This is a genomic window from Micromonospora sp. LOL_024 (assembly GCF_048060415.1).
Lineage (GTDB): Bacteria > Actinomycetota > Actinomycetes > Mycobacteriales > Micromonosporaceae > Micromonospora.
Genome location: NZ_JBHMIS010000003.1, coordinates 126,745 through 147,427, shown reverse-complemented (window position 1 = coordinate 147,427; position 20,683 = coordinate 126,745). Strand labels below are relative to the sequence as shown.

Below are 20,683 nucleotides of genomic sequence, written 5' to 3'. Positions count from 1 at the left end.
GGATGAGTAGCACGGCGGACCCTCCGCGACCCCCTGGGCGGCCGCGGAGCGTCCGCGCGGACGAGGCGATCATCGAGGCCACCCTGGACCTCCTCGCGGAGGGCAGCACCATCGAGGCGATCTCGGTCGAGGCGATCGCCGCGCGGGCCGGGGTCGGCAAGGCCACGATCTACCGCCGCTGGTCGGGTAAGGACGTGCTGCTGCGCGACGCGCTGCGGACTCTCAAGGGCCACGTGCCACAGCCGGCCGGGCGATCCGTCCGCGACGACCTGATCACGCTGGTCGGCGCGGTGGGGCACGCCATCGACCCCCGGGCGGAACGGATCATGCCCAGCCTGGTGCCCGAGGTGAACCGCAGTCCCGAGCACCACGCGCTCTACCAAAGCATCATCGAGCCGCGCCGGACGGTGATGCGGGAGGTCCTGCGACGCGGCGTGCGCGCCGGCGACCTCCGCGCGGACCTCGACATCGACGTGACCATGGCGATCCTCACCGGTCCGATGCTCATCCAGCGGGTGATGCGCTGGCACCCCGACCTCGACGAGACCACACTCGCCGAGAAGATCGTCGATGGCGTGCTCACCGGCATCCGCGCCGACTGACCGCCGCCGCCCGGGGTGTCCGCCGCCGCCCGAGCGGGCTCAGCCAGGGGCCCGCAGACGGTGCAGCCGCAACGCGAGCTGCACCTCCAGGGCCCGCTCGGGCTGCTGCCAGTCGCCACCGAGCAGCTGACCGACCCGCTCCAGCCGCTGGGTCACCGTGTTGACGTGCACGTGCAGCTGCTCGGCGGCGCGGGCCAGGCTGCCGCCCACCCCGAAGTACGCTTCCAGCGTCCGTATCAGCGCGGTGCCCCGCCGGGCGTCGTAGTCGACCACCGGGCCGAGGGTCGCGGTGAGGAACCGACTGACGTCGGCGTCACCGCCGCCGTCGACGGCCCCAAGCAGCAGCCCGACGAAGCCCAGCTCGGCGGCGCTCGACCCCTGCCCGGCCCGGCCCAGCGCGCCGAGGGCGCTCAGGCAGCGGTCGGCCTCCCGGAAGGCGGTGGTCAGCGAAGCCGGGCCGGCCGACGGACCGCTCGCTCCGGCGGTCACCGGCCGGCCGGTGATCCGCGCAAGGTCACGGGCCACCGCGCGGGCACTGCCACCGGCATCCTGGCCGGGTAGCATCAGCGCCACCCGGCCGTCGCGCGCCGCGGCCAGCCCGCCCCTGGTCGAAGCGTACGTAATGGCCCAGGAGAGCACCCGCTGCCGGGCCGAGCCGGTGGCCGCGATGGCGTCGTCACCGACGGTCACCAGGATGTGCGGCGCGTCCAGGTCCACGCCGAGGCGATGGGCCCGGCCGCGCAGCGCGTCGATGTCCCGCAGTGGCCGGGCGATGAGGTCGTCGAGCAGTTCGCCCCGGACCCGACCCTCCGCCTCGGCGACGGTACGCCGGAACAGCAGCAGCAGCGCGGTCACCAGCGCGGCCCGCTCCAGGATCCGCTGGTCGGCGTCGGCCAGCTCCTCCTCGGGACGCAGCACCAGCACGCCCAGGTTCTCCGCTCCGGCCACCACGGCGGCGTACCAGAGCGCGCCCCGGCGCACGCTGCGTCCCTCGGTCCGCGACGCCGCCACCGCCTCGATGATGTCCCCTCGGAGCGGCTCATCGATCTCGCCGACCCGGGCCAGCAGCCGCCCGTCGGCGTCGAGCGCCAGCAGCGCGCCGCCGAGCACCTCGGTGACCGCCGCGGCCACGTCCTCCACCCCGCCGCCGCGCAGCACCAACGCGGTCATCCGGTCGTGGGCCGCGGCGGCGCGCTCCACCGAGCTGCTGTGCGCGCGGATGGTGGTGTTGGCCGACGACAGCTCCTCCAGCGCGGAGCGGGTCTCCGCCAGTAGCCGGGCGGTGTCGATCGCCACCGCGGCGTGCGCGGCCAGCGAAAGCAGCAGCGCCACCTCCTCGCGGGCGAACGGCCGGGCCGAGCGGTTCGCCGCGTAGAGCACGCCGATGCTGGTGGAGCCGAGCCGTAGCGGAACCCCGAGGATGGCCACCAGACCCTCCTCGCCCACCCCGGCGTCGATCTCCCGGGTGTGGTGGAAGCGCTCGTCCTGTGGATAGTCCGCGGTGACGTACGGGGCACCCGACTGGGCCACCAGGCCGCCGAGGCCGGCGCCCATCGGCAGCCGCAGCCGCTGGAACCGGGCGGAGACCGAGCCGTCGGTCACCCGCATGTACGTGTCGCCGCGGCCGGCGTCGTCGAGGGTCATGTAGGCGACGTCGGCGCCGAGCAGATGTCGGGCCCGGTGCACGATCGCTCGCAGCACGTCGTCCAGGTCGCGCAGCCCGGCCAGGTCGCTGACCGTGTCGTACAGGCCGGACAGCTCGCTCTCCCGGCGGCGGCGGCGCTCCAACAGCGCGCGGACCCGCAGCGCCACCGCCTTGGCCTGCTCCACCTCGGCGATCTGGTCGGCGGGCAGCCCGGCCGACCGGGCGGCCACCAGCGGTCCCTCGAACTCGACCGCGGCGGCCTCCCGGGCGAGCAGTTCCAGGAACTCCACCGGTGACGACATGACCGACATTGTGCGGGTGACCAGTGCTAGTTCGCCGTCCAACCCCCGTCGAGCGCTATCGAGGCACCGGTGAGGAAGGCCGCCGGCGGGGAGCAGAGGTAGGCCAGCAGCTCCGCGACCTCCTCGGGCTCGATCAGGCGCTTGATCGCCGCCCGGGCCAGCATGATCCTCTCGACCACCTCGGTCTCGGGGATGCCGTGGGTGGCCGCCTGGTCGGCGATCTGGCTCTCCACCAGCGCGGTACGCACGTACGCCGGGTTGATGCAGTTGGCGGTGACGCCGTGTGTCGCCCCTTCCAACGCCACCACCTTGGACAGCCCCTCCAGGGCGTGTTTCGCCGACACGTACGCCGCCTTGTACGGCGAGGCGCGCAGTCCGTGCACCGAGGAGATGTTGACGATCCGGCCCCAGCCGCGGGCGTACATGTGCGGCAGCGCCCGCCGGATCACCAGGAAGGGCGCCTCCACCATCACCCGCTGGATGTACTCGAAGCGTTCGACGGGAAAGTCCTGGATCGGTGCCACGTGCTGGAGTCCGGCGTTGTTGACCACGATGTCCACGTCCGCGTCGAGCCGGCCCACCGCCTCGGGGTCGGCGAGATCCACCTCCTCGGCCCGCCCGCCCGCCTCGACGGCCACCAGCTTCGCCGCCTCGACGTTGCGGTCGACGACCAGGACGGTGGCGCCGGCCGCGGCCAGCCGTAGCGCGCAGGCCCGGCCGATGCCGCCTCCTCCGCCCGTCACGAGTGCGGTACGACCGGCGAGGTCGACGTTCACGACGTGGGGGACCGCCACGGGTTCTGCCGTCATGGCGCATGAAGCTACGAGCTGTGTGGCCGGGCGCACATGGCGTCATGGCACATACTCGCGCCGCCCCATGTGGGTGGACGCGACATCACGGTCTGTACGACGTGGCGGGGTGGGGCGGGGTCGCAGTGGGTGGGCGTGTCCCGCGGCACGGCGTGTCGGCGACCTCGGTAGGGTGTCGAACACACGTACTGCCCGGCGGCTGGGAGGAGGCGGTGTGCGGGTGCTCGGCGTCGACCCAGGACTGACCCGCTGCGGGGTGGGAGTGGTCGAGGGGGTGCCGGGTCGACCCTGCATGTTGGTCGCCTACTACGTGGTGCACACCGATCCGGCCGACGAGCTGCCCATCCGGCTGCTGCACCTGGACCGCTCCCTCGCCGAACTGGTCGCCGAGCACCGGCCGGACAGCGTCGCCGTGGAGCGGGTGTTCAGCCAGCACAACATGCGCACGGTGATGGGCACCGCCCAGGCCAGCGGTATTGCGGTGCTGGCCGGCGCGCGGGCCGGGCTGCCGGTGCAGACGTACACCCCGAGCGAGGTGAAGGCGGCGGTGACCGGATCTGGCCAGGCGGACAAGGCGCAGATGACCGCGATGGTCACCCGGCTGCTGCGGCTGTCCGAGCCGCCCCGGCCCGCCGACGCCGCGGACGCCCTCGCGCTGGCGATCTGCCACGTGTGGCGCGGCGGCACGCGGTCGAAGCTGGCCGCCGCCGCGGACCGGGTCAGACGAGGAGGAGCGAGATGATCGCCAGTGTGCGCGGCGTGGTGACCGCCACCGGACCGGACCACGCGGTGATCGAGGTCGGCGGAGTCGGCCTGGCCGTGCAGTGCGCCCCGGGCGCGCTCGCCGACCTGCGGGTCGGCCAGCCGGCCAGGCTGGCCACCAGCCTGGTGGTCCGGGAGGACTCGCTCACTCTCTACGGCTTCGCCGACGACGAGGCCAAGTCGTTGTTCGAGCTGCTACAGACCGCCAGCGGGGTCGGTCCGCGACTGGCGCAGGCGGTGCTCGCGGTGCACACCCCGGACGCGGTGCGAAGAGCGATCGCCAACGCCGACACGGCGGCGTTGACCCGGGTGCCCGGCGTCGGCAAGAAGGGCGCCGAACGCCTGGTGCTGGAGCTGCGGGACCGGATCGGTCCGGTCGTGGTGGGCGCCGACGGCGCGGCCGGTGTCACCGGTGGCGGGTGGCCCGAGCAGGTCCGCCAGGCGCTGGTCGGGCTCGGCTGGACGGCGGGCCAGGCCGATCAGGCGGTGGCGGCGGTCGCCGAGACCGTCGACGGTCCGACCCCGCCGGTACCGGTGCTGTTGAAGCAGGCCATCCGGCTGCTTGGTCGCACCCGATGAGTGAGCCGGACGGCGGACTGGTCTCGGCGTACGTCAACGAGGCGGACCTGGACGCGGAGGTCAGTGTCCGGCCGAAGCGGCTGGACGAGTTCATCGCCCAGCACCGCGTCCGTGACCAGCTCGACCTGCTGCTGCAGGGGGCGATGCGGCGCGGCTCCCCACCCGATCACATCCTGCTGTCAGGGCCACCTGGCCTGGGTAAGACCACCCTGGCCAACATCGTGGCCGCCGAGTTGGGCGCCGGCCTCCGGGTGACCAGCGGGCCGGCGATCGAGCGGTCCGGCGACCTGGCGGCGATCCTGACCAGCCTGGCCGAGGGCGACGTGCTGTTCATCGACGAGATTCACCGCATTGCCAAGCCGGCGGAGGAGCTGCTCTACAGCGCGATGGAGGACTTCCGGGTCGACGTGGTGGTCGGCAAGGGGCCGGGCGCCACCGCCATCCCGCTGGACGTCGAGCCGTTCACGCTGGTCGGCGCGACCACCCGCTCCGGCCTGCTCACCGGCCCGATGCGGGACCGCTTCGGCTTCGTCGCGCACCTCGACTTCTACGCACCGGCCGACCTGGAGACGCTGCTGCACCGCTCGGCGCGCATCCTCGGGGTACCGATCACCGACGACGGGGCGGCAGAGATCGCCGGGCGCTCCCGGGGGACGCCGCGGATCGCCAACCGCCTGCTCCGTCGGGTGCGGGACTTCGCCGAGGTGCGCGCCGAGGGCGTGGTCACCGTCGAGACCGCCCGGGCGGCGCTGACCGTGTACGACGTGGACGAGCTCGGGCTGGACCGGCTCGACCGGGCGGTGTTGACCGCCCTGGTCGACTCGTTCCGGGGCGGTCCGGTCGGCCTGTCGACTCTGGCCGTGGCGGTGGGGGAGCAGCCGGACACGGTGGAGGAGGTCTGCGAGCCGTTCCTGGTGAGGGCCGGCCTGTTGGCGCGTACGCCCCGGGGCCGGGTGGCCACTGGTGCCGCCTGGCAGCACCTGGGGCGTACACCACCGAATGGTACATTTGCGGCTGAAGTTCCGCCGTCGCCCGATTTGTTCTCGGTGGACACCGACGATGCGTGATCTGTTCGTGATCTGTGCCGCATTCGGCGTTCCCAGATTGACCGACTAGACTCGCCGCGGTCTGTACAGGATGTGAAAATCCGCCTCCGCTCTGGTGCTCACGCACCGGGCCGGAGGCCAATGGGAAGGTCGACAACCGTGCACTACGCAGCAGAAGGCGGCGGTGCGGGCGGCTTCACGCCGATCCTCATGATCGCCCTGCTCTTCGGCGTCATGTACTTCATGATGATCCGTCCGCAGCAGAAGCGCCGCCGCGAGGCCGAGGCGATGCAGTCGGCGCTCTCCCCGGACGACGAGGTGGTCACCATCGGCGGGCTCTACGGCACGGTCACCGGTGTCGAGGACGACAGCGTCCTGCTCGAGGTCGCTCCCGGAGTGCAGGCCCGCTTTGCCCGTCCGGCGATCGCCCGGGTGGTCACCAGGGCGGAGCTCCCCTCCGAGGCCACGGCCGAGGAACCCGGCGCCGGCGCCGTCAAGGACTGAACACCGCGCCCACCCAGGTCGCCGGCCTCCGGACACCAGGGTGCAGGTGCCCGCACGCGTCCCCGAGCGGGGGCCGCCGTGCGCGGTGGAACAACTGGATAGATGGCCGACGCCGGGCGTCGGTGCGCCGGTCCGTCCGGTCCACGCGCCTCGCGTCGACCATCCGAGGCGGCGGCGTCAGCCCGGGGGCCTTCGGAAGGCAGACCGTCGGTCGGGCAGCCGGCCGACCCGCCGCCGCGCCGCGGTGGCGTGACCACAGGGAGACAGGACAGCCGTGGCACCACCTCAGGGACAGATGCGCCCGGGCCGGCAGTTGGCCGTACTCGGCGGCATCTTCGTCGTCCTCTATCTTTTGGTGTTCTTCTCGGGCGGTGCCAGCGGTGGCTGGAAGGACCGGCTCGAACCCCGTCTCGGTCTTGACCTGGTCGGCGGCACACGGCTCACGCTGGAGGCGACCAACACCCTCGACGGTCGGGCCCCGACGGCGGACAATCTCGAACGCGCCCGGCAGATCATCGAGAGCCGGGTCAACGCGTACGGCGTCGCCGAGGCCGAGGTGGTCACCGAGGGCGACCGCAACATCGTCATCTCCCTGCCCGGTGAGAACCGCGACCTCAACGAGGTCGGCAACGCCGCCGAGCTGCGCTTCCGCAAGGTGCTGACGATTGTGGACGGCAGCGGGACCATCCCGGCGCCGGCGCCGACCGAGACCCCCGAGGCCACGCCGTCGGGCAGCCCGAGTCCTCAGGCGACCCCGTCCGGCAGCGTGAGCCCCACGCCCGACGCCGAGGCCACCTCGTCGCCGACCCCGGGCGGTCAGGGCGGCGGAGCGCCGACCCCGACTCCGTCCGAGAGCCCCGCCGCGACCCCGTCACCGGCGGCGACCGAGGAGGTGCCGCAGAGCGTCGAGGAGCAGCGCCGGGCCGTCGAGCAGAAGGTGGGCGCCGAGGCGTGGGCCGCCGCGAGCGCGTTGCAGGCGCCGGCCGACCTGAGCACCGACCCGTCGCTGGCCGACAGGCTCAAGCCGTTCGCCGACCTCAACGGTCGGGAGGTCGCGGTGCTGCCGGCGCAGATGCAGTTCAACGTGCCGACGATCGGCTGCCCGCAGCTCGACGAACGGCCGCCGGCGTCCATCTCTGACCCGGAGCAGCAGGCCGTCGCCTGTGAGGGGGGTTACGCCAAGAACCTGCTGGACGTGGCGAAGGTGCTCGGCACCGACGTCTCCGACGCCAACGCGGTGCGCGACGAGACCAGCCAGTGGGTGGTCAGCCTGAACTTCACCGGCTCCGGGCAGGACAAGTGGACCGCCCTGACCCGCGAGGCGTTCAACAACGAGGGCCAGGCGTGCGACGCCTCCGCGCTCGGCGACGAGGGTAAGTGCCGGGTCGCCGTGGTGCTGGACAACCGGATCATCTCGTCGCCGCAGATCCAGGGCGTGTTGACCGGCAACTCGCAGATCACCGGCAACTTCAGCAACGCCGAGGCCAGCGAGCTGGCCGGTTACCTCAGCTACGGTGCCCTGCCGGTCACCTTCGAGGCGCAGGAGCAGCAGAACGTCACCGCCACCCTGGGCGCCAGCCACCTGCGGGCCGGTCTGCTCGCGGCCGGCATCGGCATGCTGCTGGTCATCATCTACTCGTTCTTCTACTACCGCCTGCTGGGCTCGGTTATCTTCCTGAGCCTGATCCTGTCGGCCCTGCTGCTCTTCGGGGCCCTGGTGGTGCTCGGCCGGCAGATCGGCTTCACGCTCACCCTCGCCGGCATCGCCGGCATCATCGTCTCGCTCGGCGTGGCGGCGGACTCGTTCGTCATCTACTTCGAACGGCTCAAGGACGAGATCCGGGAGGGCCGCAGCCCGCGCAGCGCGGTGCCGCGCGCCTGGATCCGGGCCCGCCGGACGATCATCTCGGCGAACGCGATCACCATTCTGTCGGCGCTGGTGCTCTACATCGTCTCGGTCGGCACGGTGAAGGGCTTCGCCTTCGCCCTGGGCCTGGCTACGGTGCTCGACCTGCTGGTGGTCTTCCTCTTCCGGCATCCGATCATGACGATGTTCGCCGGGACCAAGGCGTTCCTGTCCCCCCGGGTCAGCGGGCTCGGCCGGGTGCTACCGACCCGGTCGGCGCAGGCCACCCCGCCCCGCAACCAGCGCGTCAAGGAGGCCTGAGATGGCTGAGACTGGTCTGGCAGCCCGCCTCTACCGAGGTGAGGCCGGCCTCAACATCGTGGGCCGCCGCAAGGCGTGGTTCACGGTCGCCGCGGTGCTGGTGCTGATCGCGCTCAGTAGCGTGATCTTTCGGGGCTTCAGCCTCGGCATCGAGTTCGCCGGCGGCAACTCGTTCCAGGTTCCGACCAGCGTCGGAACCATGCAGGACGCGGAGGCACGCGCCGACGAGGCGCTGGCCGGCGCGGGCGACGACGCCCACGTTGTCACGGCCCAGCAGGTCGGCGGTGGTGGCGGCGGCGAGTTCTACGAGTTGCGGACCACCCAGCTCGACGCCGAGCAGGCCGAGGCGGTCCGGGTCGAGATGGGCCGGCTTCTCGGCATCGACCCGGCCGAGATCGCCAGCAACCGGGTCAGCGAGGCCTGGGGCAGTCAGGTGACCAACCGGGCACTGATCGGTCTGTTGGTCTTCCTCGCGCTGGTGACGGTCTACCTGGTGCTGCGGTTCGAGTGGCAGATGGCCGTCGCGGCGATCTTCTCGCTGGTGTCGAACCTGTTCCTCACCGCCGGCATCTACTCGATCGTCGGGTTCGAGGTGACCCCGTCGACGATCATCGGTTTCCTCACCATTCTGGGCTTCGCCCTCTACGACGTGGTGGTGGTCTTCGACAAGGTGCAGGAGAACACCAGGGGGATCACCGCGAACAACAACCAGACGTACGGCGACGCGGCGAACCTGGCCGTCAACCAGAGCCTGATGCGGTCGATCAACACCTCGGTGGTGGCGTTGCTGCCGGTCGGCGGCATCCTGTTCATCGGTGCCGGCCTGCTCGGTGCGGGCACCCTGAAGGACCTCGGTCTGGTGTTGTTCGTCGGTATGGCGATGGCCTTCGTCACCTCGATCATGCTGGCCACCCCGCTGCTGGTGGTGCTGAAGAGCCGCGACCCGCGTATCCAGGCACACAACAGGCGTGTGTTGGCCCGCCGGGCGGCGGTCAGCCGGAACGAGACTTCGGTCAAGGTCGGCGCGACCCCGGCGGCCGAACCCACGGCGGAGCCAGATGCCGCGGAGGCCGGCGCCATGGCCGGCGCGGCCGCGCCCAAGGTGGGCGCCCGGCCGTCCGGCAAGCGCTCCGGTGGCGCCCGCGGTGGGCGCCCCGGTGGTGGGGGCGGCAGTCGTCCGGGCGGCGCCAAGCGGCGCTGAGACCGCCGGGAACCACCCGGTAGGAGACGGAAACCGGCGGCGTCCCGCATGCTGTGCGAGCAGTGTGCGGGACGCCGCGGCCACGTGAAGGGGAGCGGAACAGCCGTGACGGAGACACACAGCGCCGGGGTACGCGGAGACAGCGGGCCGCAGGCGGCCCGATTGGTGGCCAGCCGAGTGCTCGACGTGCCCGACTTCCCCAAACCCGGCGTCATGTTCAAGGACCTGATGCCGTTGTTCGCCGACGGTGACGCCTTCCGCGAGGTGATCGACGGGATCGTGGCCCACCACGGACGGGAGTCCTTCGACACCGTCGTCGGCATCGAGGCGCGCGGCTTCGTGGTCGCCGCGGCCATCGCGTACGCGACGGGGGTCGGTGTGGTGCCGGTACGCAAGGCCGGCAAGCTGCCCCGGCCCGCCTACGCCGCCTCCTACCAGCTGGAGTACGGCGAGGCGACGCTGGAGGTGCACCAGGACGCCTTCACGGCCGGTCACCGGGTGCTGGTGGTCGACGACGTGCTCGCCACCGGCGGCACGGCCGCGGCGACGTTGGACCTGGTGGAGCGGGCCGGTGGCACGGTCGCCGGCTTCACCGTGCTGCTGGAGCTTGCCTTCCTCGGTGGCCGGGACCGGCTGGCGCCGCGTCCCGTGCATGCGCTGTTGACCGTTTGAGGCGCGGTGGCCGCCCAAGGACCCGGCACCGTCCGTCCGGCGGAGCGGCAGGGCACTCCGGGTGCGGGTAGCATTGCCCATTGCTGACCGGACGGTGACCCGTCTGAGCGGCGCTAGACCACACCGGCCGGCGCGCGGTCGGTCTGTCCCCGGCGAGCGGTGAGGAGGCCGGTGTCCCACGATGTCGTTCCTCCGGTGGAGGGCACGGTGCACCCGACAGGTGACGCGGACGGCTCGCTGACTGATCGCAACGGCGCCGTCGTACCGGCGTCGGGCGGCGGACCCGCAGTGGTGACACCCACCGGCGACGGGGACCGTCCGGCCGTCGGCGCGGAGGTCACCTCCGCCGAGGCCGCCGCCGACCCGTCGCCGAGCAGTGGCTTCGCGTTCTCCCACGCGCCCACTGGGCGCCGGGTCCGGGCGCGGCTGGCGCGGTTTAATGCGCCGTGGCAGTCTTCGCAGGTCAGCGAGGTGCTGGAGCCGCTGATCTCGTCCCACCGGGAGAACCACCCGAAGGCGGACGCGCGGCTGTTGCAGCGGGCCTTCGACACCGCTGCGCGTTGGCACTCGGGTCAGTACCGTAAGTCCGGCGACCCGTACATCACCCACCCGCTGGCGGTGGCGACGATCCTGGCCAACCTGGGCATGGACACCACCACCCTGGTCGCCGCGCTGCTGCACGACACCATCGAGGACACGGAGTACTCCCTCGACCAGATGCGCGCGGACTTCGGTGGCGAGGTCGCCCTGCTGGTCGACGGGGTCACCAAGCTCGACAAGGTGAAGCTCGGTGACGCGGCCAAGGCCGAGACGATCCGCAAGATGGTCGTCGCCATGGCCAAGGACCCGCGGGTCCTGGTGATCAAGTTGGCCGACCGGCTGCACAACATGCGGACGCTGACCTTCCTGCCCCGCCCGAAGCAGGAGCAGAAGGCGAAGGAAACGCTGGAGATCCTCGCCCCGCTGGCCCACCGGCTCGGTATGAACACGATCAAATGGGAGTTGGAGGACCTGGCCTTCGGGACGCTCTTCCCGAAGCGGTTCGAGGAGATCAACCGGCTGATCGGGGAGCACCAGCCGCAGCGTGAGGCGTTGCTGCGGCAGGTGACGCAGAAGGTGCAGATCGACCTGAAGACCGCCAAGATCAAGGCGGAGACGACCGGGCGGCCGAAGCACCTGTACTCGATCTACCAGAAGATGATCGTGCGTGGTCGGGAGTTCAACGACATCTACGATCTGGTGGGTGTGCGGATCCTGGTCGACACGGTGCGGGACTGCTACGCGGCGTTGGGTGTGATCCACGCGAACTGGCAGCCGGTGCCGGGTCGGTTCAAGGACTACATCGCGATGCCGAAGTTCAACATGTACCAGTCGTTGCACACCACGGTGATCGGGCCGACCGGTAAGCCGGTGGAGATGCAGATCCGGACGTACGCGATGCACCGTACGGCGGAGTTCGGTATCGCGGCGCACTGGAAGTACAAGGAGCACAAGGGCACGCAGATCGTCGGGCCGCCGGCGCACATCGACGAGATGACCTGGCTGCGGCAGTTGCTGGACTGGCAGCGGGAGGCGGCGGACCCGAGCGAGTTCCTGGACGCGTTGCGGTTCGACCTGTCCAGCCAGGAGGTGTACGTCTTCACCCCGAAGGGTGACGTGATCCCGTTGCCGACGGGGTCGACGCCGGTGGACTTCGCGTACGCGGTGCACACCGAGGTGGGGCACAAGTGCATCGGGGCGCGGGTCAACGGCAAGCTGGTGCCGTTGGAGTCGACGCTGTCCAACGGTGACGTGATCGAGATTTTCACGTCGAAGTCGGAGACGGCTGGCCCGACGCAGGACTGGTTGGGTTTCGTCAAGAGTCCGCGGGCGCGGACGAAGATTCGGCAGTACTTCAACAAGGAGCGCCGCGAGGAGGCGATCGAGGAGGGCAAGGACGCGATCGTCAAGGCGATGCGTAAGCAGGGCATGCCGTTGCAGCGGATGCTCACCTCCGACAACCTGATGGCGATCGCCCGGGACCTGCACCTGGCCGATGTCGCCTCGCTGTACGCGGCGGTCGGTGACAGCCAGGTCTCCGCGCAGTCGGTGGTGCAGAAGCTGATGGCCTCCTACGGCGGTGAGGAGGGCGCGGCCGAGGACATCGCCGAGACCGCCGTGGCCACCCGGCCGCCGCGCAGCCGGTCGTCCAGCCAGGATCCCGGTGTGGTGGTACGCGGGGTCAGCGACGTGTGGATCAAGCTGGCCCGTTGCTGCACGCCGGTGCCGCCGGACTCGGTGTTCGGCTTCGTGACCCGCTCCGGCGGGGTCAGCGTGCACCGCGACGACTGCGCCAACGCCGAGGACCTGCGTGCCCAGGGTGAGCGGGTGGTCGAGGTGAGCTGGAAACTCACCTCCGCCTCCACGTTCCTGGTCGCCATCCAGGTGGAGGCCCTCGACCGGCACAAGCTCCTCGCGGACGTCACCCGGGTGCTCTCCGAGGAGCGGGTCAACATCCTCTCCGCCACCGTCACCACCACCCGCGACCGGGTGGCGGTGAGCCGGTTCAGTTTCGAGATGGCCGACCCGAAGCACCTGGGGCATCTGCTCGCCACGGTCCGCAAGGTCGACGGCGTTTTCGACGCCTACCGGGTAACCTCCGGCGCCTAGTCTCGCGCGGCCTGCCCTCCGCGCGGTTCTTCAAGAAGTTGGTCGGACAACGCACGGGGTCGAGAGCTTGATCAACTAAGTTGTCGGGTCAGGGCGCCGGGGGCGGGGCACAGTGAAGCGCCCGGCGGCTTGGGGCCGGCGGGCGCTTCAGAGCAATGGTGGTTGCTCAGGCGTCGGCCATGGTCAGGTCGGTGATGACGACCTCCTTCTTGGGGTGGCCACCACCGGCCTGCTCGGCGAACGCGCCGTCGTCACCGGCGGCGGCGACGTCGTCGACGATCTCCATTCCGTCGGTGATGGTGCCGAGCACGGTGTAGTTCGGGTCCAGCGGCGAGTCGCCGTAGACGATGAAGAACTGGCTTCCGGTGCTCGCCGGCTGTGCGGAATTGGCCATCGCGATCACGCCCCGCGGGTACGGCGGACGCTTGTCGGTGGGCAGGTTCTCCTCGGCGATGCGGTAGCTCGGGCCGCCGGTGCCGTCGGACTCCCGCCAGCCGTCGCCGGTGGCACCCGGGTCTCCGCACTGGAGCACCTTGATGCCCTCGGTCACCAGTCGGTGACACTTCGTGTTGTCGAAGAAGTTCTGCTCGGCCAGGTGGGTGAAGCTCCCCGCGGTGCACGGCACCGTTGCCCGGTCGATCCTGGCGGTGATCGGGCCGAGGTTGGTGGTGATCGTCATGGTCTGGGCGCCGGTCTGGCTCTGCTGGGTGTCCGGCAGCCCGACGTCCTTGGTCGTCGGGGTCCTCTCCCCGGCCGGGATCTCGACCCAGTCGCACTGCGTCTGGCCCCCGTCCTGGGCGGTGTCGTCGGAACCGCCGTCGTCGCCGATCAGGTTGCTGGCCAGCCACGCCGTGCCGGCGACCACCAGCAGCAGGACCGCGCCGGCCGCCACGACCGCCTGGGTCTGGCGGCGTTTACGGGCTCGGGTGGCCCGCTCGGCCATCTCCTTCTCGAGCCGGGCGCGGGCCGCCGCGCGCTGCCGCTCTCTGGTGGACGTCACGCCTCGATCCTCCTGGGACTATGTGTGTGTGCCGCTGCGGTGGGTTGCCCCGTGATGCGATCGGTGTAGCGAGGTCTCCCGGTTGGGTCAGCCGGCGCTCGCGCTGGCCTCGGGCGCGCCGGAAGCCTCCGAGGTGGGCGTACCCGTGGGGGCGGGATCGGCGGGTGAGGCCGGATCCAGCACGGGCTCGCCGACGGTCAGGCTCTGGATGACCACGTCGTCGTTCTCCGGCTTGACCTTCTCCCCGGCACCATTGTCCACCGTCGGCAGGGCACCGATCTTCTCGACGACGTCGAGACCGGCGGTGACCTTGCCGATGATCGGGAACCTCGGCTCGGTGGTGGTGAAGTCCTCGAAGAAGATCAGGAACTGGCTGCCGTTGGCGCCCGGTGGGTTCGCGATCATCGCGACCGTGCCCTTCGGGTACGTCGGCGGATCGTCCGGGGACGGACTGGGCTCCGACGAGGCATCCGGGGCGTCAGGCTTGTTCTCGTCGTAGAACGAGTAGGCCGGTCCGCCCAGGCCGGTGCCGCTCGGGTCGCCACAGCGCACCGCGCCCTCGGCGGTGATCTCGTGACACTTGGTGTTGTCGTAGAACGACTGGCTCGCCAGGTGGGCGATGCTCGCGGCCGCGCACGGCGCGGACGCCAGGTCCAACTCGACGGAGACCGGCTCACCCTGGTTGGTGACGATCGTCATCGGCCGAGTACCGGTGACCGGCAAGCCGGTGGTGGCCGGTTCGCCGACGTCTTTGAGGTTGCTGTTGCCGTCGGTGTTCTGCGGTGTCCAGAGGCAGACCTCGTTGGCGGCGGTGTCCTCGGTCGGCTCCCGGTCGAAGGCGCCCAGCGCCCACGCCGAGCCGGCGACGACCAGGACGAGGATCAGGGCGGTACCGACGCCGGCCCGGATCCGTCGGCGGCGCCTGGCGGCGTTGGCCCGGCGAGCCAGTTGCCGGTCGAGCTTGGCCCGCGCCAGTTTGCGCTGCCGGTCCCTGCTGGAAGCCACCCGTGCTCCCCTTTCATCTACCCTGGTCGTCACTTGGTGGTCGCGTACCCGTCGGGCGGCAGGTGCGCCACGCCACACGCCCGCCAGAGTGTACGGGTAGCGGCTGGGAAAGTGGTGTACGAGGTCGGTACCCGTCTGCATCGGGATGCGTCAGTGCCCTCTGGTGCCGGTGGGGCCAATGGCGTGAGTGGTTCCAGGCGGCCGGTTAGGCTTCCCGCAGCGGACGACTCGACAGACTCGACGGAAAGGGGAGCGGACGTGCTCGTGGCTGGCTTTCCCGCGGACGCCTTCGGCACCAACTGTTACGTGGTCGCCGCCGGACCGGGGGAACAGTGCGTGGTCATCGACCCCGGCATCGGGGTGGTCGACCGGCTCGACGCGCTGCTCGCCCAGCACCGGCTGCACCCGGCCGCGGTGCTGCTCACCCACGGGCACCTCGACCACACCTTCTCCGTGGCGCCCGTCTGCGGCGCGCGCGGGATCACCGCGTACGTACATCCGGACGACCGGGAGATGCTGGCCGACCCGGCGAAAGCGCTGTCGATGGACCTCACGCAGCTTTTCGGGGGCCGGCTGCCCTACGCCGAGCCAGATGACGTGGCCGAGTTGGCCGACGGTACGACGCTCGCCCTCGCCGGGCTGGAGATCACCGTCGACCACGCCCCCGGCCATACCGGCGGGTCGGTGCTGTTCCGGCTGCCCGGCGCCGGCTCGCCCTGGGAGGCGGAGCAGATCTGCCTTTCCGGTGACGTGCTCTTCGCCGGCTCGATCGGTCGCACCGACCTGCCGGGCGGCAGCATGCCGACGATGCTCACCAGCCTGCGCGACAAGATCCTTCCGCTGGCCGACGACACCGTCGTGCTGCCTGGCCACGGGCCCGCCACCACCATCGGACGCGAGCGTGCCGCCAACCCGTACCTTGCCGAGGTGGCGGGGACGGGCGACGGGCGACGGGCGGCCCCCAGCCGCGGCCTGTAACGGCCCGCGCCGAGACCTCACCGCGCGGCCCGCGCGGGATCAAGGAGTACGTCATGAGCAAGCCCACGCCCATCTCGGGCTTCCCGGAGTGGACGCCCGCCCAGCGGATGATCGAACAGGTCGTCCTCGACCGGATCCGGTCCACCTTCGAGCTGTACGGCTTCGCGCCCCTGGAGACCCGGGCGGTCGAGCCGCTGGAACAACTGCTGCGCAAGGGGGAGACCTCGAAGGAGGTCTACGTGATCCGGCGCCTGCACGACGATCCGGACGGCGTGGCCGAAGACGACGCGCTCGGCCTGCACTTCGACCTGACCGTGCCGTTCGCCCGGTACGTGCTGGAGAACGCCGGCAAGCTCCAGTTCCCGTTCCGCCGCTACCAGATGCAGAAGGTCTGGCGGGGCGAGCGTCCGCAGGAGGGACGGTACCGGGAGTTCCTCCAGGCCGACATCGACATCGTCGACCGCGACACCCTGGCGCCGCACCACGAGGCGGAGATGCCGCTGGTCATCGGCGACGCGCTGCGTTCGCTGCCGATTCCGCCGGTGCGCATCCAGGTGAACAACCGCAAGATCTGTGAGGGTTTCTACCGGGGCATCGGGTTGACCGATCCGGAGGCGGCGCTGCGCGCGGTGGACAAACTCGATCGGCTCGGCCCGGCCGGTGTGGCGGAGTTGCTGGTCGCCACGGCCGGGGCGAGCGAGGCGCAGGCCAGGTCCTGCCTGGCGCTGGCCGAGATCTCCGCCGTGGACGCCTCGTTCGCCGACGCGGTACACGCGCTGGGGGTCACCGACCCGCTGCTCGACCAGGGCGTGCAGGAGTTGGTGCGGGTGGTGGAGACCGCCGCCGCGCACTCGCCGGGCCTCTGCGTGGCCGACCTGCGGATCGCCCGTGGTCTGGACTACTACACCGGCACCGTCTACGAGACCCAGCTGGTCGGGTACGAGCGGTTCGGCTCCGTCTGCTCCGGCGGTCGGTACGACAATCTGGCCAGCGCCGGTGCCGCCCGCTTCCCCGGCGTGGGTATCTCGATCGGGGTGACCCGGCTGCTCGGCCTGCTGTTCGGCGCGGGCGCACTGTCGGTGTCCCGGGACGTGCCGACCTGCGTGCTGGTGGCGGTGACCAACGAGGAGTTGCGGGGGGCCAGCAACTCTGTCGCGGTGGCGTTGCGCTCGCGCGGCATCCCCACCGAGGTGTCACCGAGCGCGGCGAAGTTCGGCAAGCAGATCCGTTACGCCGAACGGCGCGGCATCCCGTACGTCTGGTTCGCCGGCTCCGACGGCGCGGCCGACGAGGTGAAGGACATCCGCTCGGGCGAGCAGGCCGTCGCGGCGGCGGGGCAGTGGACCCCGCCCCGGGCGGACCTCAAGCCGTTGGTGAGCTGAGCCCAGGTCAGTGCCCTGGGTATGGTCGTCGCTGGCTGTGTCTCGACGACGACACCGGGCAGAGGAACTTCACGTTCAGGCCGAGCGAGGTGTACCCGACGCCGGCCGGGAGGGTGGTGTGGACGGCGCAGGCTGCGGCGGTGTCCAGGAGGGTGGACAGCACGCCGCCGTGCACCGTGCCGAGCGGGTTGTAGTGGAACTCCTGCGGCTCCAGTTCGACCACGACGCGCCCTTCGTCGGCCGCCATCCGCGCCATGTCGATCAGATGCATCACCGGTGGCGCGGCCAGACCGGTGGTGCGGCCAGCTCGCCGGCGATCATCGCGCGGAGCAGTTTCAGCCCGCTGCGCCGGCCGACCTGCGTGGCGTTGATGCTCGGGTCGGACCAGGAAAAGGTGCGGCTGCGCGTCGCATCCTGCGTCTGCGTCTGCGTCATAGACTCAGCCTGGCGGTGCCGGTGGAGCCTGTCAAACAGCCCTGACGCGGTGACGGCGTCGCGCAGCGCGGCCAGTACATCTGCCGCGTCGCGCAGCGCTCGCCCCCCGACACTGGCCACACTCCTGGACACCGCACTAGCCTGGCCGGCATGAGACCCGCGGCCCTGGACTGGTCGGTGGACAACTGCACGGTTGCCCGCGCGATGGACATCCTCGGTGAGAAGTGGACCCTGATCGTGCTCCGCGAGGTGTTCAGTGGTGTGCGCCGCTTCGACGACATGCGACTGCGTACCGGCATCCCCCGGCAGGTGCTGACCAACCGGCTGGCCGGCCTGGTCAAGCAGGATGTGCTGCGCCGCGAGCCGTACCGCGAGCCGGGCAGCCGGCTACGTCACGAGTACCGGCTCACCGCCAAGGGCCTGCACCTGTGGCCGGTGCTGGTCGCGGTGCTGACCTGGGGCGACCGGTACCTCGCCGATCCGGGGGGGTCGCCGCTCAGCGTCGGGCACCGCGACTGTGGCGCCGAGATCCGCGTCGAGCTGCACTGTGCCTCCGGGCACCACGTCACCGAGCCCCGCGACGTGCTACCCCGCCCCGGCCCCGGCGCCCACCCCCGCTGACCCCTCACCCCCTCCCCAACCCTCCCCTCCCAGCCCCCCGAGCTGCGTCGATCTAGGACTAGTCGTCATCAGTCGATCTTCGGAAGCGAAGATGAGCCCTAGATCGACGCTTTGGCCAGGGCCTGCTGGCCGGTGGTGTTGGGGTGGAAGTAGTCCCAGCCGGAGAGCTGGGCGAGGGTGAACGGGTAGCCGAAGACGGCGTTGCCGTCGTACCTGCAGTTCGATCCGTACGTGGCGCAGGCGGCGGCGAGCTGGCCGTTGAAGTCGATCACCCGTTGCCGGACCCGTTTGCGTCGGTCGACGTCGGCCTGGGCGGTGGAGGTCGGGTTGGCCAGGATGGACTGGCAGATGCCGAAGAGCGACCAGGCGGTGCGGGCGCTGCCGCTGCCCCTGCCGACCGACCAGAGTCGGTGTACGTCCGGGATGCTGATCACGTACACCTTCGCGTTCGGGAGACCGGCCTTGATCCGGTTCAGTCCGGCGTCGATGTTGGCCCGGTAGGCGGCCGGCGAGGTCATCGTCGACTCCGAGCTGGTGCAGGCGTCGTTGGCGCCGATCAGGATCGTGACGTACCCGACCCCCTGGCTGACCGCGGTGCCGGCCTGGCCGTACAGGTCGGCGGACTTCGCCCCGGTGCTGGCGGCATTGTGGTTGCGGCCGTTGATTCCCGGGCTGACCGTACGGATTCGCAGGTAGTGACTGTTCACGGTGGAGTGGCTGCCGGTGCTGAACGAGCGGGCGGTGCAGTCGACGTACCACCCGCAGGCGTTGAAGCCGCGGGTGATCGAGTCACCGAGACTCGCCATCGAGGTTGGCGGCGGGCCGGGGTCGGCCGCCGCCGGACTGGTGACGAGCAGGACGAGAGCGGTGATGCCGGCGAGGGTGGCCAGCGTGCGTCGGACGAGGATCATGGTGGCCTCCGGTTCACGGTTGCCGGATGCGGCGGTCACCGGAGCGTATAGATGACTTTCTGTGTCCATAATGTTGCGGAGGGGTTACGTGTGGGTGGTGGGTGAATCCGGGCAAAGGGGGGGACTTGTTTACGATCTTAAATATGTGAATACTTTCTCTCGCTTGGTCGTTTCTCCAGGTGGCCGAGTTTCCCCCGTCTCTGTCGCCATGACAGGGCACCCAAACCCCCTTCCGGAGGCTGTTACATGCGACCCACAAGGTCAATGCTGCGCCGCGCCGTCACCGTCGCCGCGGCCGGAACCCTGGTTACTGGTGCACTGGCCGGCGTGCCGGCCCATGCGGCACCGGCGTCCGCCTCGCCCGAAACCGCGACCGCCGTCGCCGAGCGGCTCGGCGACCGCGCCGTCGGCGCGTACGCCGACGCCAGCGGCACAATGGTCGTCACGGTGACCGACGCCGTCGCAGCCCGTCAGGTGGCCGCGGCCGGTGCCGTGCCGAAGCTCGTCAAGCGCGGCGCCGCCGAGCTGAACCGAGCCACGGCCGAGCTGAGCCGCTCCGCGGCGATCCCGGGCACCGCCTGGTGGACCGACCCGGCCACCAACCAGGTCGTCGTCTCCGTGGACAGCACCGTCACCGGCGCGAAGCTGGAGCGGGTCAAGGCCGCCGCCGCCCGCACCAAGGGCGCGGTGCGCATCGAGGCCGAGGCCGCCCCGCTGAGCACCCTCATCTCCGGCGGCCAGGCGATCTATGCCGGCGGTGGCGGGCGCTGCTCGCTCGGCTTCAACGTGCGCAGGGGCAGCACCTACTACTTCCTGACCGCCGGGCACTGCACCAACATCTCGTCGAGCTGGTACAGCAACTCGGCGCAGACCTCGCTGTTGGGCACCCGCGCGGGCACCAGCTTCCCGGGCAACGACTACGGCATCGTCCGGCACAGCAACTCGGGCAACGCGGCCGGCAACGTCTACCTCTACAACGGTAGCTACCGGGACATCACCGGCGCCGGCAACGCCTACGTCGGCCAGTCGGTGCAGCGCTCCGGCAGCACCACCGGCCTGCGCAGCGGCTCGGTCACCGCGCTCAACGCCACGGTGAACTACGCCCAGGGTTCGGTCTCCGGCCTGATCCGCACCAACGTCTGCGCCGAGCCCGGCGACAGCGGCGGCTCGCTGTTCAGTGGCGGCACCGCGCTCGGCCTGACCTCGGGCGGCAGCGGCAACTGCCGTACCGGTGGCACGACCTACTTCCAGCCGGTCACCGAGGCACTGAGCCGCTACGGCGTCAGCGTGTTCTGACCGGTGTTCCGCAACCGGGCCGCCGGATTCCTCCTCCGGCGGCCCGGCCGCGTGTCCGGGGTCGCTTCGGCGCACCCATGGAATGTGTACGGGTCCGAGCTGACAGAATGCCGGGAG

Annotated in this window: 20 protein-coding genes; 13 read left to right on the top strand and 7 right to left on the bottom strand. The window is 70.9% G+C overall.

Annotated elements, in window-relative coordinates:
* The first annotated feature begins 2 nt into the window (after positions 1-2).
* Positions 3-602, top strand: a complete 600-nt coding sequence (locus ACFHWY_RS06355) for a TetR/AcrR family transcriptional regulator (protein WP_416579147.1) — start codon at positions 3-5, stop codon at positions 600-602.
* Between the two features lie 39 nt (positions 603-641).
* Here ACFHWY_RS06355 and ACFHWY_RS06350 read toward each other — a convergent pair whose 3' ends face one another.
* The gene (locus tag ACFHWY_RS06350) at positions 642-2,558 is read right to left on the bottom strand and encodes a helix-turn-helix domain-containing protein (protein ID WP_416579146.1); all 1,917 of its coding nucleotides are present in this window, start codon (positions 2,556-2,558) and stop codon (positions 642-644) included.
* A 17-nt stretch (positions 2,559-2,575) separates the two neighbouring features.
* On the bottom strand, positions 2,576-3,358 hold the full coding sequence (locus tag ACFHWY_RS06345; RefSeq protein ID WP_416579145.1) for a 3-hydroxybutyrate dehydrogenase: 783 nt from the start codon (positions 3,356-3,358) through the stop codon (positions 2,576-2,578).
* A 214-nt stretch (positions 3,359-3,572) separates the two neighbouring features.
* Between ACFHWY_RS06345 and ruvC the strand changes: the two genes are divergently transcribed.
* From ruvC to ACFHWY_RS06305, 8 genes are all read left to right on the top strand, one after another.
* Complete coding sequence (gene ruvC / locus ACFHWY_RS06340; RefSeq protein WP_416579144.1) at positions 3,573-4,100, top strand: crossover junction endodeoxyribonuclease RuvC; 528 nt, start codon at positions 3,573-3,575, stop codon at positions 4,098-4,100.
* Positions 4,097-4,699, top strand: a complete 603-nt coding sequence (gene ruvA, locus ACFHWY_RS06335) for a Holliday junction branch migration protein RuvA (protein ID WP_416579143.1) — start codon at positions 4,097-4,099, stop codon at positions 4,697-4,699. Before ruvC ends, ruvA begins: the two co-directional genes overlap by 4 nt.
* The gene (ruvB, locus tag ACFHWY_RS06330) at positions 4,696-5,766 is read left to right on the top strand and encodes a Holliday junction branch migration DNA helicase RuvB (protein ID WP_416579142.1); all 1,071 of its coding nucleotides are present in this window, start codon (positions 4,696-4,698) and stop codon (positions 5,764-5,766) included. Before ruvA ends, ruvB begins: the two co-directional genes overlap by 4 nt.
* A gap of 138 nt (positions 5,767-5,904) precedes the next feature.
* Complete coding sequence (gene yajC / locus ACFHWY_RS06325; protein WP_416579141.1) at positions 5,905-6,249, top strand: preprotein translocase subunit YajC; 345 nt, start codon at positions 5,905-5,907, stop codon at positions 6,247-6,249.
* 274 nt (positions 6,250-6,523) lie between these two features.
* A complete protein-coding gene (gene secD / locus ACFHWY_RS06320; protein WP_416579140.1) occupies positions 6,524-8,416 on the top strand; it encodes a protein translocase subunit SecD in 1,893 nt (630 codons plus the stop codon).
* 1 nt (position 8,417) lies between these two features.
* Complete coding sequence (secF, locus tag ACFHWY_RS06315; protein WP_416579139.1) at positions 8,418-9,617, top strand: protein translocase subunit SecF; 1,200 nt, start codon at positions 8,418-8,420, stop codon at positions 9,615-9,617.
* Between the two features lie 105 nt (positions 9,618-9,722).
* Positions 9,723-10,289, top strand: coding sequence for an adenine phosphoribosyltransferase (locus ACFHWY_RS06310; protein ID WP_416579138.1), 567 nt, complete (start codon positions 9,723-9,725; stop codon positions 10,287-10,289).
* Between the two features lie 171 nt (positions 10,290-10,460).
* Positions 10,461-12,938 carry a RelA/SpoT family protein gene (locus ACFHWY_RS06305; protein WP_416579137.1) on the top strand — a complete coding sequence of 826 codons (2,478 nt, stop codon included), beginning with the start codon at positions 10,461-10,463 and terminating at the stop codon, positions 12,936-12,938.
* A gap of 166 nt (positions 12,939-13,104) precedes the next feature.
* On the opposite strand, the gene ACFHWY_RS06300 is transcribed toward ACFHWY_RS06305, so the two are convergent.
* Together ACFHWY_RS06300 and ACFHWY_RS06295 are read right to left on the bottom strand one after the other, a co-directional pair.
* Positions 13,105-13,938, bottom strand: coding sequence for a peptidylprolyl isomerase (locus tag ACFHWY_RS06300; RefSeq protein WP_416579136.1), 834 nt, complete (start codon positions 13,936-13,938; stop codon positions 13,105-13,107).
* A gap of 87 nt (positions 13,939-14,025) precedes the next feature.
* Positions 14,026-14,943, bottom strand: coding sequence for a peptidylprolyl isomerase (locus tag ACFHWY_RS06295; RefSeq protein WP_416579135.1), 918 nt, complete (start codon positions 14,941-14,943; stop codon positions 14,026-14,028).
* Positions 14,944-15,201: 258 nt separating this feature from the next.
* Between ACFHWY_RS06295 and ACFHWY_RS06290 the strand changes: the two genes are divergently transcribed.
* On the top strand, positions 15,202-15,921 hold the full coding sequence (locus ACFHWY_RS06290; RefSeq protein WP_416579134.1) for an MBL fold metallo-hydrolase: 720 nt from the start codon (positions 15,202-15,204) through the stop codon (positions 15,919-15,921).
* 53 nt (positions 15,922-15,974) lie between these two features.
* Entirely contained in the window at positions 15,975-17,303 is a 1,329-nt protein-coding gene (gene hisS / locus ACFHWY_RS06285) for a histidine--tRNA ligase (protein ID WP_416579133.1), read from the top strand.
* 7 nt (positions 17,304-17,310) lie between these two features.
* Here hisS and ACFHWY_RS06280 read toward each other — a convergent pair whose 3' ends face one another.
* Both ACFHWY_RS06280 and ACFHWY_RS06275 read right to left on the bottom strand, forming a co-directional pair.
* Positions 17,311-17,574 carry a PaaI family thioesterase gene (locus ACFHWY_RS06280; protein WP_416579132.1) on the bottom strand — a complete coding sequence of 88 codons (264 nt, stop codon included), beginning with the start codon at positions 17,572-17,574 and terminating at the stop codon, positions 17,311-17,313.
* Entirely contained in the window at positions 17,574-17,738 is a 165-nt protein-coding gene (locus tag ACFHWY_RS06275; RefSeq protein WP_416579131.1) for a hypothetical protein, read from the bottom strand. The genes ACFHWY_RS06280 and ACFHWY_RS06275 overlap by 1 nt, the downstream gene beginning before the upstream one ends.
* A 150-nt stretch (positions 17,739-17,888) precedes the next feature.
* Here ACFHWY_RS06275 and ACFHWY_RS06270 point away from each other — a divergent pair, with 150 nt between their 5' ends.
* The gene (locus ACFHWY_RS06270) at positions 17,889-18,359 is read left to right on the top strand and encodes a winged helix-turn-helix transcriptional regulator (RefSeq protein ID WP_416579130.1); all 471 of its coding nucleotides are present in this window, start codon (positions 17,889-17,891) and stop codon (positions 18,357-18,359) included.
* Between the two features lie 98 nt (positions 18,360-18,457).
* On the opposite strand, the gene ACFHWY_RS06265 is transcribed toward ACFHWY_RS06270, so the two are convergent.
* Positions 18,458-19,309: an SGNH/GDSL hydrolase family protein gene (locus tag ACFHWY_RS06265; RefSeq protein ID WP_416579129.1), complete on the bottom strand. Its 852-nt coding sequence runs from the start codon at positions 19,307-19,309 to the stop codon at positions 18,458-18,460.
* 207 nt (positions 19,310-19,516) lie between these two features.
* On the opposite strand from ACFHWY_RS06265, the gene ACFHWY_RS06260 reads away from it, so the two are divergent.
* Positions 19,517-20,566: a S1 family peptidase gene (locus ACFHWY_RS06260; RefSeq protein WP_416579128.1), complete on the top strand. Its 1,050-nt coding sequence runs from the start codon at positions 19,517-19,519 to the stop codon at positions 20,564-20,566.
* The last annotated feature ends 117 nt before the right edge of the window (positions 20,567-20,683 follow it).